The organism is Shewanella sp. Pdp11, assembly GCF_002838165.1.
Taxonomy (GTDB): Bacteria; Pseudomonadota; Gammaproteobacteria; order Enterobacterales; family Shewanellaceae; genus Shewanella; species Shewanella hafniensis.
Window position 1 is genome coordinate 3,890,130 of the sequence record NZ_CP015194.1, and the last position, 15,051, is coordinate 3,905,180.

General features: G+C 44.4%; 15 protein-coding genes. 2 read left to right on the forward strand and 13 right to left on the reverse strand.

The window, feature by feature from the left end; genetic code table 11:
- Positions 1-66: 66 nt before the first annotated feature.
- Positions 67-852, reverse strand: coding sequence for an MlaA family lipoprotein (locus AYJ58_RS17195; RefSeq protein WP_106651057.1), 786 nt, complete (start codon positions 850-852; stop codon positions 67-69).
- A 219-nt stretch (positions 853-1,071) separates the two neighbouring features.
- Here AYJ58_RS17195 and AYJ58_RS22065 point away from each other — a divergent pair, with 219 nt between their 5' ends.
- Both AYJ58_RS22065 and AYJ58_RS17215 read left to right on the forward strand, forming a co-directional pair.
- Positions 1,072-3,531 carry a flagellar hook-length control protein FliK gene (locus AYJ58_RS22065; RefSeq protein ID WP_232790831.1) on the forward strand — a complete coding sequence of 820 codons (2,460 nt, stop codon included), beginning with the start codon at positions 1,072-1,074 and terminating at the stop codon, positions 3,529-3,531.
- 42 nt (positions 3,532-3,573) lie between these two features.
- Entirely contained in the window at positions 3,574-3,882 is a 309-nt protein-coding gene (locus AYJ58_RS17215) for an EscU/YscU/HrcU family type III secretion system export apparatus switch protein (RefSeq protein WP_106651058.1), read from the forward strand.
- 79 nt (positions 3,883-3,961) lie between these two features.
- Here the strand turns inward: AYJ58_RS17215 and AYJ58_RS17220 are convergent, their stop codons facing one another.
- From AYJ58_RS17220 to flhF, 12 genes are all read right to left on the reverse strand, one after another.
- Positions 3,962-4,360: a DUF2802 domain-containing protein gene (locus AYJ58_RS17220; RefSeq protein WP_006082379.1), complete on the reverse strand. Its 399-nt coding sequence runs from the start codon at positions 4,358-4,360 to the stop codon at positions 3,962-3,964.
- A 228-nt stretch (positions 4,361-4,588) separates the two neighbouring features.
- Positions 4,589-5,083 (reverse strand): chemotaxis protein CheW, encoded by a 495-nt coding sequence (locus AYJ58_RS17225; RefSeq protein WP_006082380.1) that lies wholly within the window; start codon positions 5,081-5,083, stop codon positions 4,589-4,591.
- 7 nt (positions 5,084-5,090) lie between these two features.
- The gene (locus AYJ58_RS17230; RefSeq protein WP_106651059.1) at positions 5,091-6,098 is read right to left on the reverse strand and encodes a chemotaxis protein CheW; all 1,008 of its coding nucleotides are present in this window, start codon (positions 6,096-6,098) and stop codon (positions 5,091-5,093) included.
- Positions 6,082-6,873: a ParA family protein gene (locus tag AYJ58_RS17235; protein ID WP_106651060.1), complete on the reverse strand. Its 792-nt coding sequence runs from the start codon at positions 6,871-6,873 to the stop codon at positions 6,082-6,084. The genes AYJ58_RS17230 and AYJ58_RS17235 overlap by 17 nt, the downstream gene beginning before the upstream one ends.
- Before the next feature lie 66 nt (positions 6,874-6,939).
- On the reverse strand, positions 6,940-7,479 hold the full coding sequence (locus AYJ58_RS17240) for a membrane anchored protein in chemotaxis locus (RefSeq protein ID WP_106651061.1): 540 nt from the start codon (positions 7,477-7,479) through the stop codon (positions 6,940-6,942).
- A gap of 13 nt (positions 7,480-7,492) precedes the next feature.
- Entirely contained in the window at positions 7,493-8,620 is a 1,128-nt protein-coding gene (locus tag AYJ58_RS17245; protein WP_106651062.1) for a protein-glutamate methylesterase/protein-glutamine glutaminase, read from the reverse strand.
- A 20-nt stretch (positions 8,621-8,640) separates the two neighbouring features.
- Positions 8,641-10,872, reverse strand: coding sequence for a chemotaxis protein CheA (locus AYJ58_RS17250; RefSeq protein WP_106651063.1), 2,232 nt, complete (start codon positions 10,870-10,872; stop codon positions 8,641-8,643).
- A 15-nt stretch (positions 10,873-10,887) separates the two neighbouring features.
- Positions 10,888-11,625 (reverse strand): protein phosphatase CheZ, encoded by a 738-nt coding sequence (locus tag AYJ58_RS17255; protein WP_106651064.1) that lies wholly within the window; start codon positions 11,623-11,625, stop codon positions 10,888-10,890.
- Between the two features lie 13 nt (positions 11,626-11,638).
- Entirely contained in the window at positions 11,639-12,022 is a 384-nt protein-coding gene (cheY, locus tag AYJ58_RS17260) for a chemotaxis response regulator CheY (RefSeq protein WP_007649667.1), read from the reverse strand.
- A gap of 47 nt (positions 12,023-12,069) precedes the next feature.
- Positions 12,070-12,783: an RNA polymerase sigma factor FliA gene (locus tag AYJ58_RS17265; RefSeq protein ID WP_028761175.1), complete on the reverse strand. Its 714-nt coding sequence runs from the start codon at positions 12,781-12,783 to the stop codon at positions 12,070-12,072.
- Complete coding sequence (locus tag AYJ58_RS17270; protein ID WP_006082389.1) at positions 12,776-13,657, reverse strand: MinD/ParA family protein; 882 nt, start codon at positions 13,655-13,657, stop codon at positions 12,776-12,778. The genes AYJ58_RS17265 and AYJ58_RS17270 overlap by 8 nt, the downstream gene beginning before the upstream one ends.
- 4 nt (positions 13,658-13,661) lie before the next feature.
- Positions 13,662-15,044 (reverse strand): flagellar biosynthesis protein FlhF, encoded by a 1,383-nt coding sequence (gene flhF / locus AYJ58_RS17275; protein ID WP_106651065.1) that lies wholly within the window; start codon positions 15,042-15,044, stop codon positions 13,662-13,664.
- Positions 15,045-15,051: the final 7 nt, after the last annotated feature.

Below are 15,051 nucleotides of genomic sequence, written 5' to 3' on the forward strand. Positions count from 1 at the left end.
TAACGTTATTCGATAAGGCGAACACTTGCATACTAAAGACAAATGCTGTCAAGTACGGCCTATTGGTTACTCTAGCTCCTGCATATACTGTTCGAGTAACTCATCATCATCTTGTTTTTGAGGAACATTACCATCATAGACTTTATAGTCCATGTGTTGTAAATACGCATCTTTGACAAAGGCATAGGGATCGAGTGCATTATCAACGAGTCGCTCTTGATCGATCGCAGATGCTCTGGAGTGAAGATTTTTAAGTCCCCATTTAACAATGGTTTGCCACATTGTTAGCTCAGACAAGGGAAAGTATAGACCATCAACCCAATCAGACGCGAGTTCTCGCACGACATAAGGGCCCGCAAACGGTGCCATGAAATAAGGCCCATTGGGTACGCCATAGTAACCAAGCACTTCGTTAAACTCATCTTGCTTACGGCTCATGCCCATCATATCCGCGACGTCAATGACACCTAATAGACCAACAGTTGTGTTAATCGTAAAGCGTCCACCCGCATTCGCCGCCCAGCCCCACTTTCCCTGCAGCACGTTGTTTACTAAGCTGCTCGGTTCTTCTAAATTCTGTACAAAATTATTGATGCCCGTTTTAGCAGGCATAGGAACGTAATCGTTGTAACCATGGGCAACAGGACGATATAAATATCTATCTAAATAGAGATAGTTAAAATCCCACATCGCACGGTTAAAGCCTTCGAACGGGTCGCGGGGATCATCATAGGTGATTTGTACCTTAGCAGGTGTTTCCTGCTGAATGGTATCTGATACGGGTACTTCAGCCGCTTGCACTTTAGGCAACAGCAATAACCCCAAAGATAATCCCATCCATTTTAACTTCATATCGCTCTCTTAATATAAATGTACAGCTTAGGCAGCAAGTTTTCGCTAAAGTGACGATACAAAAATGACGATATAAAGATAATTCGTCTTAGTGGCATACTATCCAGTATGACAGTTCCGTTGTCACAAGGCGCATAAGCATACTTGGCAAAAAAAATTGGTCAATTGTTAATTTTACAAAACGAATGTATCGCCGAATAAACTACATAAGGTCTATAAATGGAGTCGATTCCACTTGTTAGCAGTCAAAACCCGCAGTTACATACTGCGACGACCCAAGCTGATGCTCTCAATACTTCTCCGCGCCCTATTCCAGCTCAGGTGCAAACCTCGCCTGAAGGAGATAGTATTATTCTAAACGGTACAGAATATAATTTAAAGCTTGTTAACGCTCAGCAGCGGCAAATATTATTGACAGCTAATACTTTTCTAGTCACACCTATTACGCACAACACGCCACCAACAACCGCAGTGACTCAAAATCCCATCAGCCAACTGCTTGCTCTAGCCACGCCTATTGCGCTGAAAGTTCCTGAGGCTGTTATCAATCTGGCGCAACAAAATGGCATATCTCAGGCGCAGCTTTCGGCTCTTGCGGCTCGAACTCAAGGCTACCCGTTACCGAACGTCACAATTATTAACAAAGCGTTTCAATTTGCTAATGGTACTGTTGTAGCACAAGATTCTGGACCTCAGCTGAATCAAGGAGAATTCTTAGCAAAAATAACCTTTCAGCAAGGGCGACCTATTTTATTACTCACCCCAATACAGAGCAAACTCGAAATCGTTATTGGGGCGCCAGTAAATGAAACTCAGGTTCCCACAAATAAATTGTCTTCTGAAATTGTGATAGCCAAAGTTGAACCGGTTCAGATCATCGCTTCCTTTTTAAAAAAACTTGAAGCTATCGTTTCTTTACCTGAACCAACAAAACAAACGACTACAGCAAAGGTAGATGCACCGGAAACTAAGGTAAGCGGTAGAACAGCTCAACCACAAACATTAGATACAAGTACCGAAGGCATCAAAAACAAAAGCATAAACGATGTTGGCTTACCGCTTTCGAATACTAATAAAGGACTTGCCACAAACCTTAACAGCTCATTAGGCTCTTCAAGTTCACTCAATTCACAAACGCAGGCAACGCAGGCAACGCAGGCAACGCAGGCAACGCAGGCAACGCAGGCAACGCAGGCAACGCAGGCAACGCAGGCAACGCAGGCAACGCAGGCAACGCAGGCAACGCAGGCAACGCAGGCAACGCAGGCAACGCAGGCAACGCAGGCAACGCAGGCAACGCAGGCAACGCAGGCAACGCAGGCAACGCAGGCAACGCAGGCAACGCAGGCAACGCAGGCAACGCAGGCAACGCAGGCAACGCAGGCAACGCAGGCAACGCAGGCAACGCAGGCAACGCAGGCAACTAAAACAACTGATGCAATGCCTGTCAAAGTAACAATGTCAACGATAATGAGCACCCGAGATTCAAGTCAGGTACTCGCTACGCCATCCGTTGTGAGTCATTCATCGCCATCACAAGCAATTCAACCTAGCTCTTCGACTGCGACTTTCGAGCAAATAACAAGGAATTCATCCTCATTGGATGCTGGACTTGTAAAGAAATCGGCTGATACCTCGCATCAAGACCCTAAAACGAATAATAACCAGATAATACAAAACCCTAAGAGTTTGGCTCCAACGCCTAAGCTTGCCAATGTAATCACTAGTACTAATATTGGTGCTCAAAGTGCTGAAGCGGTGGAAGTAGTGCCTGCTGTGAGTCAAAAAAATATTTTAGGGCTCAATACGCAAAAAAATGATCTACATGGCAATGACACAAAAACCGACAGCCCTATGAAGGTGGCTGATGTTTTGCAAAAAGCGTTTAATAAAGCTGGGGCACTTCCTATTGAGTTGTCCCGTTCTAACAACAGCTCAAATTTAGCATCAGAGTTGTTAAAGCACTTACCGCATATAGGTTTACCGCCACTCAGTCAGTTAAATGATTTAGATGAGCTCAAGGCCAATATCCTCGGGCTAACGAGTCTTAACCTTGCCACACCTCTGTCAAATCAAGCCTCAATGTTTATGAATGCCAGTGCGATTACCTCACTATTTCAACTACTACTAGGCTTTAAGGCTAATAATAGTTCGAATTCAATGAGTAAGAAATTGGCCGATTATCTTGAACAACTGCAAGCCAAAGTCGGCTTTTCCACTAAACAACTTGGCCAACTAAGTAAAGCTGGCGGTCTTGATAGCATGGGGCAATTGGCCTCAAACTTACATTTATACCAACAGGCAAGCAATGAGAATGCAGGCAATTTAGTCTGGTTCTTTGCCCTACCCTATGGCATTAATCAACGCCACGAGCAGTTGGAAGGTAAATTTGAGCAAGAAGTTGATTCAGAGAAAAAAGCAGGATGGCGTTTACAGCTCAAGTTTAATTTAGCACAAGGTCCACTGCTGGTTGCAGCTCAACAGCACAATCAACAGTTAGATATCCAGTTTAAAGGCAATAGCCAAATGCTACTCAATAAGGTCAATAACTTTTTAACGCCCTTAAGCCACAAACTGTCACAGCTTGGGTTTACGCCAGGCGAGCTCACGACACAAATAGCGCAAGTACCTGCAACCTTATTACCTGGTGATCATTTCCTCGTCAAGACGAAGGCTTAGCTAGGGTAGGATACTAAATTTGAATACTTTAGGAATAACCCAATGAGCGAAGAGAGAGAACCTAAACAAGCTGTCGCGCTGAGCTATGATGGTCATAACGCGCCTAAAATTGTGGCAACAGGTGAAGGGCTTATCGCAGAAGAGATTATTGCTTTAGCCAAGGCTAACGGCGTTTATATCCATCAAGATCCCCATCTAAGCCATTTTTTACAGTTGCTTGAACTAGGGGATGAAATACCTAAGGAGCTTTATCTGCTTATCGCCGAACTGATCGCATTTGTGTATATGCTCGACGGTAAGTTTCCCGAGCAATGGAATAATATGCATCAAAAAATTGTTGAGAAGGCATAAAATAAAAAAGCTAATTTTGGCAAATTAGCTTTAAGAGTTAAACAGAGTATCAATATCAATCATTTGCGATACTACGCGATCATTTACGATGAAGTCGGATCAATAACTCGGCTTCAGCTTTGGGTAATTCGCATTCTTTAATCAACTCATCTACACCAGCACCAAGCGCCACCATTTTCATGGCTCGAGTATAAAGTTTAGCCTGTGGGTCCTGTTGAGTCGTCTCTTCTATCCGTTCTGACTGCTGAAGTAGGCGTTTTTCTAACTCAATCACACGCCGACCGACTCCAATAGTGCCACTGCGTAACTCTTGTAACTCACGCTTAAACGACTCTCGCTGACGATCACCTTCTTTGACCAAAACGGTTAAGGCTTCGACCTTGCTTCTTAGTTTGCTCAATTGTTTTTGTAAAAAGAGTACTAATCCTAAGCATGCGATGACATAGACTAACGCTGCGATCAAAAATTCATCGCCCATTAAAAATCCTTATACTCACTCATAGCCATAAACTAGTAGGCATTCCAACTGAGTTATCTATTCCAAAGTGCTGCACTTAAATGACTTAATATCATTAGCCACTGTTCAAGCCGCGATAAAATACTTTGCCTATCCGTAAATTGTAAAGTATTAGCATCATCGATTTATTCGCAAATATACAAAATAGCTGAATGAATTGATATCATTCAGCCTTATCTCGCTAATTGATTAAATCTGAGTCAGTTCGGCCCATTCTTCATCGGATAATAACTTGTCAAGATCGACTAAGATCAGTAACTCATTATCGCGATTACTCACACCTTGAATAAATTTAGCACTCTCTTCAGTCCCAACATTAGGCGCATTGTCGATTTCAGAGCGGCGTAGATAAACCACTTCTGCAACACTATCCACTAAGATGCCAATGACTTGCTTTTCAGCTTCAATGATAACGATTCGAGTTGAGTCATCAACTTCGGCAGACTGCAATCCAAAACGTGAGCGAGTATCAATAACTGTGACAACGTTACCACGTAAGTTAATGATGCCTAATACGTAATAAGGTGCACCGGGCACGGGGGCGATTTCAGTGTAACGCAATACTTCCTGCACTTGCATTACGTTGATACCGTAAGTTTCATGGTCTAACTTAAAGGTAACCCATTGTAATACTGCATCATCTTTACTTGCAGCGACTGCTGCTACATTTCTTGTATCTTTCATGTTTACCTCAACCAATTGAGTCCTGACAACCTAAACCCGCATTAAGCATTTCAACTAAGGCTTGTACGTGCAAAATGCCACACATCTGCTCTTTCACTACACCCGCTAACCAAGGGCGCTTACCCGCTTGACTACGCCAGTTGACTTGCGATTTATTAATTTTTACCGCATTGACCAAGGACTCACAAGTTAATCCCCAGTTACTGCCTTCTAGTAGTACAAGATATTGATAATTTACCGATTGCGCCAGTTTATCTGAATATTTTTCTGGCATAACCCACGCACAAGTGTCGACAATATTTAATTGCTCTTCCCTATGCGTTTGTACACCGAGAAACCATGCGGGTCTGCCAAAGATATGGTTTATCCGCTCAATTTTAACTATTCCGCCTAAACTGACCAAAGGCACAGCCAATGTCAGCCCTGCTACTTTAAAGAATAGTACCTGAAACTCATCATCGAGCACTTCTTGCAAATCTTTTGTCACACTAGGAGGCGTAATACCGACTTGTGTTTCTGGCACAACCACTGGCTCAACGACTTCTTCAGCAATTATTTCATCATTAACTGGCTCTTCAAGAGCAGGCTGTGCTTGTGGTACTTCCACCACAGGTTGAACATCAACAGCAGGCGTAACTTCGACAAAAGATGGTGTCGGTTCTACTGTTTTAGCCTTAAGTACAGGCGCCAGCAATTTTTCTAGCGCTTGCTTATCCACCTGAGAAGCAATCTTACTTACAGGTTCAACAAACTCATTCTGTCTTGGCGTCGCTTTTGGTTGTAGCTGTACCGTTGGTGTTATCGCCCTCTCATGAGCTTGTGATGCAGCCGTACGACCATTTTCAGCCAAGATGGCTGCATCAAGTAATGCCGCCTCCGTCTGATTAGTGGCAACATTTTGATTTGAGTCAGCTTTTACTATGCTTTGAGGAGAAACTGCCTGACTTGGAGCGTCATCTTCCTGCAGCAATAATGCGAAAAAATCAAAAACAGTTTCATCAACCGATTTTGACATGGCCAAACTCCCCAACTAATAAAAAATCTAATAATCTTTCATAGGCTTTTACGCCACGACATCCACTCGCATAATGCGATGCAGGTAAATGTGCCAAACTGGCATCTCTAAACTTAGTATCGACTGGAATAACGTCCTTCCATAGGGTTTCAGTGTATTCTGTGCCCAGCACTTGCAAAGCAGCGGGTGATGCCTTAGTACGTTTATCGTACATGGTTGGCACGACAGTATAGCTGTAACGCGTCTTTTTAGATCGCCCCATCAACTCCATCGTTTTTATCATCCGCTCTAGCCCTTTAATGGCAAGAAACTCAGTCTGCACGGGAATAATAATATGCTGACTTGCCGCAAGGGCATTGACCATTAAAACACCAAGTACGGGTGGACAATCAACGATAGCCACATCATATTCATCAGCAACTAACGCTAATAAATTACGTAAAACTAGCCCCATCCCCTCTTGATGACCTAAGGCTCGGTCTAATGTTGCCAATGCCATAGTGGCCGGCAACAAGTCGAGACCATCGACTAAGGTTGGTACGACATGGGATAAAACGAGTTCTTTGGAGAGGCTTTTATGGGCCAGAAACACATCAAATAAAGAGCCAGGAACCTCTTCAGAATCAATGCCTAAATAATAACCTAGCGAAGCGTGTGGATCGGTGTCAATCATAAGCACACGCTTGCCACGCTTAGCTAAGGTTCCCGCTAAACTCGCAACCGTCGTGGTTTTGCCTACACCACCTTTTTGATTCGCTATGGTCCAGACTTTCAAGAAGTGACCCCCACATAAATTGATTCAATGCTAATAAATGAGAATATTTAACACGCATTCCAAAGGTTATTGCTCTTCTCTCGTCGTAACTCGGATACCACCATTGGGTAAACTAATCACTTTAACTCCATCGGCATTTTCAGAAATCACCACTGGCAGCATCTGTGCATTTTTCGGTTCAATTGACTGATTAGATTCAATAGGCGAAGTCGCAGTCTCGACATCCTTTTTTGGCGTCTGGAGCAGCGTAGGAACTAAAGGTTGCTGATTCGCGTTATCCTTCGTCGTATCCACCCCAGAATTCTGCTTATTCAGCAAAGGCGGAACACTAATCTGGGTAGATTCAGGACCAATTGTCACAGCCTTTTGTTCACCAGGAGTAGCCAATTGCAGCATAGCTTTAGTTTGATCAGGATGAGACGCTAACCAAGCAGCAATTGCTTCAGCTTGTTCGTCAGGGACCATTAACAGTACCTGAGTCGATTCCAAACGTTTTATCTCTTCTCTCAACAAACTATTTTTATGCCGATAATCGAGACTCAAGGCGCCAAGACATAAAATAGCAATCGCCATCAGCAAAATGATGAGCACACTATTCGTGCTCATCGGATGCAGACTCTTAGACACGAACAGACTCTTTTAAAATGCATTCAGCCATGTTGTCTAACGCAATCGACTGAGTGGCAATACCAGCACTAGCGACAGCCTGCGGCATGCCATAAACCACACAACTGGCTTCATCCTGCGCCCAAATGGTCGCACCGACTGCTTTCAACATGCGGGCACCTTCTCTGCCATCCGCGCCCATACCAGTTAGCACAACGGCAAGGACGTCACCGCTAAAGGCTTTGGATGCAGAAGCAAAGGTGATATCAACGCAAGGCTTATAGTTCATGTCTGCACTGCCAGCAATGACCTTTAATCGGCCACTTGCGCCAGTACGTTCAACCATCATTTGCATTCCGCCTGGCGCTAAATACGCACAGCCAGGTCTAAGAAGATCGCCATTCGCGGCTTCTTTTACTTCAATCTTACATAAACCATTCAAACGACTTGCAAATGCTGGCGTAAAAGCTGCTGGCATATGCTGGATTAATAAAATCGGATGCGGATAGTTTGCCGGGAATTGGGTAAGAATTTTTTGCAAGGCAACTGGACCACCAGTAGATGTGCCGATCAGCAGTATTTTATACTGCTTACCACTTGCACGAATCGACGCTGCTGTTGAGGTCCTCACAGGAGCCGTGGCTGGAGTATGCGACGCTATACTCGTTGTCCCTAAAACGCTACTGGTTGGGCGCACGCTAGGTGTTGAAGTGACGACAGGACGTGCAATAGGACGAAACATTCTGCGGCGTCCCAATGCCTTCACTCTCTGCTGCAACAATAAAATAGCATCATCTTTATTGGTAGCAATGTCTTCAAAACGTTTAGGTAGAAAATCTAACGCACCAGCATCTAAAGCATCTAGCGTAGCTTTAGCGCCATCATGGGTTAAAGAAGAAAACATCAAGATCGGCGTCGGACATTTAGCCATGATTTCACGGACGGCAGTAATACCATCCATCACGGGCATCTCAATATCCATAGTGATAACTTGAGGATTAAGCTCAGCAGCCATCTTCACCGCTTCGGCCCCATTTGAGGCCGTCGCGATAACTTCCAGTTCAGGATCTTGATTGACTATTTCACTAACACGTCGTCTGAAAAAACTTGAGTCATCAACGACTAATACTTTAATGGCCATTCCATTCCTTAGCTTGGAAACTAATTCTTACTTTTCGCATAATGCTTTAACAATCCAGGGACATCTAAAATCAGTGCGATACCACCATCCGATGTAATCGTCGCGCCAGCCATCCCAGGAGTGCCATGTAACATAGCGCCAAGGGGTTTAATCACTACCTCTTCTTGACCTATTAAGGCATCCACAACAAAACCAATTTGCATCATACCTAATTGCACGATCACTACATGACCATGCTTTTTATCGCCATGTCTAAAGGTCGTTTTATTTCTATGTAGCCAGTGCTCCAAATAAAACAGAGGTACAGCCTTGTTACGCACTATGACAGTGAGTTGTCCATCAACAATATTGGTCTTAGTGAGATCAAGATGGAATATCTCATTCACACTAGACAAAGGTAATGCAAACACTTGTTTAGCGACATCGACCATTAAGGTCGGCATAATTGCTAACGTTAACGGTACTTTAATCTCAAGTATCGTGCCCTTACCTTTCATAGAATCAATATGCACTGTGCCGTTAAGTTGAGTGATACGGGTTTTTACCACGTCCATCCCAACGCCACGACCAGAAATATCTGAAATTTCGACTTTAGTTGAAAAACCTGGCGCAAAAATTAAATTATAAGCTTCGCTGTCAGTCATCCGCGAAGCTGAATCTTCATCAAGTACACCACGTGTTATCGCGATTTTTTTCAGTTTTTCAGGGTCCATACCTGCGCCATCGTCTTCAATTTTCAGCAGTATATGGTCACCTTCCTGACTTGCAGATAAGGTAATTGTACCCGTTCTCGGCTTGCCACTGGCTTCGCGCTCATTTGGCATTTCAATACCGTGATCTACCGAGTTACGCACTAAGTGGACGAGTGGATCGGCAAGCGCTTCAACTAAGTTTTTATCTAGGTCAGTTTCTTCACCGACCATAATCAAATCAATTTCTTTATTGAGTGTACGCGCAAGATCACGGACTACCCGAGGGAACCGACCAAATACTTTTTTGATCGGTTGCATACGGGTTTTCATCACAGCGCCCTGTAAATCGGCTGTCACGAGATCTAAATTCGCAAGGGCTTTAGACATTTCCTCATCATCACGACTGATGCCTAAGCTCACTAATCGATTACGCACTAACACTAACTCACCGACCATATTCATTATTTGGTCGAGTCGTGCAGTATCAACACGAACCGTGGTTTCACCTTGAGGCACATTTGCTGAACTTGCTTTAGCAGGCGCTTTCTCTACAACCGCGATGTCTACTTTCGGTTTTGCGGCAACAACGGGGGCTGGCGCTGCAACTTTCGCAGGCTCAGGAGTCACAGCGGCTTTAGGTGCAGCTGTCACAGCTGGCGTGACTGGCGACGCTTTTACGTCAGCTTTCGCAGGTGCTCCGCCTTTACCATGGAGTTCATCAAGTAATCTTTCAAACTCATCATCAGTAATTTCATCGGCATCGACTATAGGTTGAGGCGCAGGTGCGGCAATAACCTTTGGTTTAGCCGGCACTTCTGCCTCAGCTTTAAACTTGCCTGAACCATGAAGTTCATCAAGCAATGCTTCAAACTCGTCATCAGTGATATCATCGCCCGATGCAGGAGACGCTTTAACCTGTGCCGCAGGCTTAGCGACGACAGGTTCAGAGACCACGGCGGTAGCCGCCGCAGGACCTTTTCCTGAGCCATGAAGCGCATCTAACAAAGCTTCAAATTCAGCGTCGTTGATATCATCAATACTTGAAGATGAGCTATGACTTATCTCTATAGGGATGTCTTGTGGGACGGGTGTTTCAACAATGGTTTCAACGACAGGCTCAGGTTCGACAATTTCGACCACCTCTGCAGACGCAACTTCAGATGGCAATGGCGCACCTGAACTCAGCATTTTAAGTCTAGCCAACAAACCCGAATCGGCAGGATCTTGCTGCTCGCCCTGCTGCGTTTGAGCAAACATGGTATTAATTGCATCAACAGCCTGCAAAATAATATCCATCAGCTCTGCATTGACGCTACGTTTGCCTGTCCGTAATAGATCGAAGGTATTTTCAGCCTCATGACACACATCGACCATGGGAGTTAAGCTAAGAAAGCCTGCGCCACCTTTAACGGTGTGGAACCCTCTAAAAATGGCGTTTAGCAAGTTAGTGTCATCAGGATTATTTTCAAGCGCAACGAGTTGCTCTTGCAGAAGCTCTAAAATTTCACCGGCTTCGATTAAAAAGTCCTGGAGTATCTCTTCATCTACATCAAAGGCCATCAAATTGACTCCCAGTTAGAAACCCAGACTCGATAGAAGATCATCCACTTCGTCTTGACCCGTTACTACATCTTGACGAAGCTCGGCATTCATTATCGGCCCTTCCGCTTCAATATTATTTTTCTGAGCAATCTGACTTTCAATCATAGGCTGCTCACCAAATACCGTCAGCATAGAAACCAGATTACTTTCTACTTCCATAACCAGATCAATAACACGACGTATCATTTGTCCTGTTAAGTCTTGAAAATCTTGCGCCATCAATATTTGATTTAACAATTCACGCAGTCGAGTCGAGTCATTTGAACTACGGGACATAAGATCTTGGACATCGTGGCAAAGAACCTTAAACTCGCTGAGTTCTATTTCTCGGCGCATTAATTTGTCCCAAGATGGCATGACTTTTTGAATATTTACCGTTACGGCATTGGCCAAAGGTAAACATTCTTCTACCGCATCCATGGTTTTATTTGCCGCTTGTTCAGTCATGTCAATAACGTAATTTAAACGTTGTTTGGCATCGGGAATTTCTGTATTGGCTAATTCAGCTAGACGATTATCAACTTGAAAATCCATTAAAGCGCTATGAAGTTGCCGAGTTAATTTCCCTACCTCTTCAAATAATTCTCGTTGCAGTGGAGCAGCAAGCTCCCGAAATAAATCATCTGCCTGACGTTGCTCACCGACACTTAATAATTCAACCAAGTGCTGAGCTTGTTCGAGCGTGATGAGCCCTGATGTTTGTGACTTCATAGCTCATCCTTGCTCAAGCGAGTCGTTCGAATATTTTATCTAGCTTCTCTTTCAGCGTTGCAGCGGTAAAAGGCTTAACCACATATCCATTCACTCCCGCTTGAGCGGCAGCGATAATCTGTTCACGTTTTGCTTCAGCTGTCACCATTAATACGGGTAAATGCTTTAGCGAATCATCTGCGCGAATTGCTTTTAACAGATCGATGCCTTGCATACCGGGCATATTCCAATCTGTAACAACAAAATCAAAATCCCCCTTTTGCAACATCGGCAGGGCTGTTGAGCCATCGTCTGCTTCTTGGGTATTGTTAAACCCCAAGTCTCGCAACAAGTTCTTGATGATACGCCTCATTGTCGAAAAATCGTCAACAATGAGAATCTTCATATTCTTGTCCAAGGTTTCCTCCGGTGAGCTGACATTCTGTGCTCGATTAATAATTATACTTATGTCCAGTGCTTGAGTTTAGCTTTCAATCGCAACATTGCCTGACTTAATATCTGGCTAACACGCGATTCACTGACCTCAAGAATGGCGCCAATCTCTTTTAAATTCAATGCTTCATCGTAGTACAGGGATAACACTAATGCATCTCTTTCAGGCAATAATTTAATTGCCTCAACCAGCGCAGAATGAAATTGGTTCTCAGCTAATGCTTCAAATGAGTCATCATCGGACCGATCACTCACTGTAAGTATATCCTGAGATACGCCTAAGTCTTCTATCCCTATGATTTTTCCGACAGAAACATCGTTAAGAATATGATGGTACTCATCGAGCGTCATATCAAGTTTTTCTGCAATTTCTGTGTCGCGTGCATCACGGCCCAGTTCTTGCTCTAACTCATCAATAGCATGTGCAACCTTGCGGTTATTACGATGAACGGAACGAGGCACCCAATCACCACGGCGAATTTCATCTAACATCGCCCCTCGTATACGTATGCCGGCGAAGGTTTCAAATTTCGCCCCCTTGCCACCATCAAACTTGGATGATGCTTCTAATAACCCCATCATCCCAGCTTGGAGTAAATCATCTAGCTGCACTGAGGCAGGTAGTCTGGCGAGTAAATGATGCGCAATTCTTTTCACCAACGGAGCATACTGTTCAACGATCGACGATTTATTGTCTAAACAAGTATACGCAGCGGCTTTATTCACTCGTTTTTTCCTCTTGAAAATCTGGTCGTTGCACTAAACGCTCAACGAAAAACTCCAAATGCCCACCAGGTTGCTGCGGTACAGGCCAGCTCAGAATTTTATTTGCCAATCCTTGATACGCAATCGCCGCTGGTGATTTAGGATAAGCTTCAACTACCAGTTTTTGCTTACGAACTGATTTACGTAAGTTTTCGTCAAATGGAATAGTTGCAACTAATTCAAGGGCGACATCTAAAAATCTGTCGGTCACTTTACTGAGTTTAGCAAATAATTCCATACCTTCGCGTAAACTACGCACCATATTGGCAACTATTTTAAAACGGAACACGCCATGCTCACGGCTGAGGATTTTTATCAGGGCGTAGGCATCAGTTATCGATGTGGGTTCATCACAAACAACGACCAGCACATCCTGCGATGCACGTGAGAAACTGAGCACCATATCTGAAATCCCAGCAGCAGTATCTACGACTAGAATATCAAACTGAGTCCGCATCTCACTGAAAGCGCGAATTAACCCTGCATGCTGCGCTGGGCTTAATTCCACCATACCTTGCGTCCCTGAAGTGGCTGGCACTATGCCAATTCCCTTAGGGCCGCGAACGATAATATCGTCAAGCTCTGCATCACCAGAGAGAACATGGGAGAGGTTACGCTCGGCACGAATACCCAGCATGACATCGACGTTTGCTAAGCCAAGGTCAGCATCAAGTACCAAGACACGCTTGCCTTTTTCGGCTAATGCCACAGCTGTATTAATGGAAACGCTGGTTTTGCCAACGCCACCTTTACCACCTGTGACCGCGATTACTTTCACTTTTTCGTTATAGGGTTGATTCATCATACGTAAACCACTTGCTTGATCCAGGGTCATAAATCTACTCAAATGCACAGGCCATATTATCTGACCACGCTGTGTCTTGTAATGATTGTTGTTCTGTACTATCTAACGCTGCGAGTGCCTGTTGGGCTAAATCTAAGGTATCCGCAACTTTCATATCTTCAGGAACTCTTTGTCCATCAGTAACATAACTTAATGGTAATCCGTTTTGGATCAACACACTTAATGCCCCTGCTAACGACACAGATTCATCGAGTTTTGTAAGAACGACACCAGATAGGGGAATGCGTTTAAAATGATTGACTGCATCTTGCAATACACGGCGCTGTCCTGTCGCAGACAGTACCAGATAACTGCGGATAGGTATCCTGCTATTTGCAGTTAAATTATCAAGTTGCTGGTAAAGACGCATATCTCGCTGTCCCATGCCAGCCGTATCTATCAATACTAGCTTGCGATTTCTAAACTGATAAAGAATTTGCTCTAATTCATTCAGATCATGAGCTTGCTTTACAGGGCAGCCCATTATTTTGCCATAGGTTGCTAATTGCTCATAGGCTCCGATGCGATAATGGTCTGTCGTTATCAAAGCAACATGCTCTGCACCATGATGAGCGGCAAAACGGGCCGCAAGTTTAGCTAATGACGTGGTTTTGCCGACACCGGTTGGGCCAACTAAGGCCACCACACCGCCCTGCTTAACAATGTCGTCACCTTGATTATCAAGCAAGTTAGCTAGACTTTGAGGTAAAGCTCTGACTAATTCTGCAGGCGTATAATGTTGGCTCAGCGCCGCTAATTTATTGGCAACCGCAGGGGAAAATTCTGCCTCAAGTAACTTGGCTTCGAGCATAGCTCCGACAGGGTCGATACGTTTTTTATGTTCTGTCATCAAAGAGGACACTTGATGTGTTAACAAATTACGCAATGAAGCTAGCTCATCACGCATTGCCTCAATATCGGCATTTTGTTTCTGTGATGTTTGTGGCTTCTTATCAAAAGCAGCAGGCGCTTCGCGACGCTCTACTTTGGCAGCAGCCGGCGCTTGTAAGCCCTTAGCCCATGCAGGTAAATCTGCATCAACTTGCTGATGCGACATCTGTTGATTCAAACGACTTTGCTGCTTCTCTAACAAGGCTTGTAATGAGTCAGCAGGTGCCGCAGGCTTTGCACGGGTTTCAACTCGTATAGGCTGCTTAGCCCCTAGGGATACGAGGTCGTCACTCACGTCCATAAAGGTTGGCGCTGGCGCAGTAGCTGCGGTTTTTGCTTTAGGCTCATCATAGTCAACGGCGGCGACAATTTCGATGCCACCATTCACTTTCTTATTTGACATAATGACGGCATCTGAGCCGAGTGTTTCTTTCACTTGGGCCAGTGCGGCGCGCATGTCTTTGGCAAAAAATCGTTTAATCTTCACTTATGCG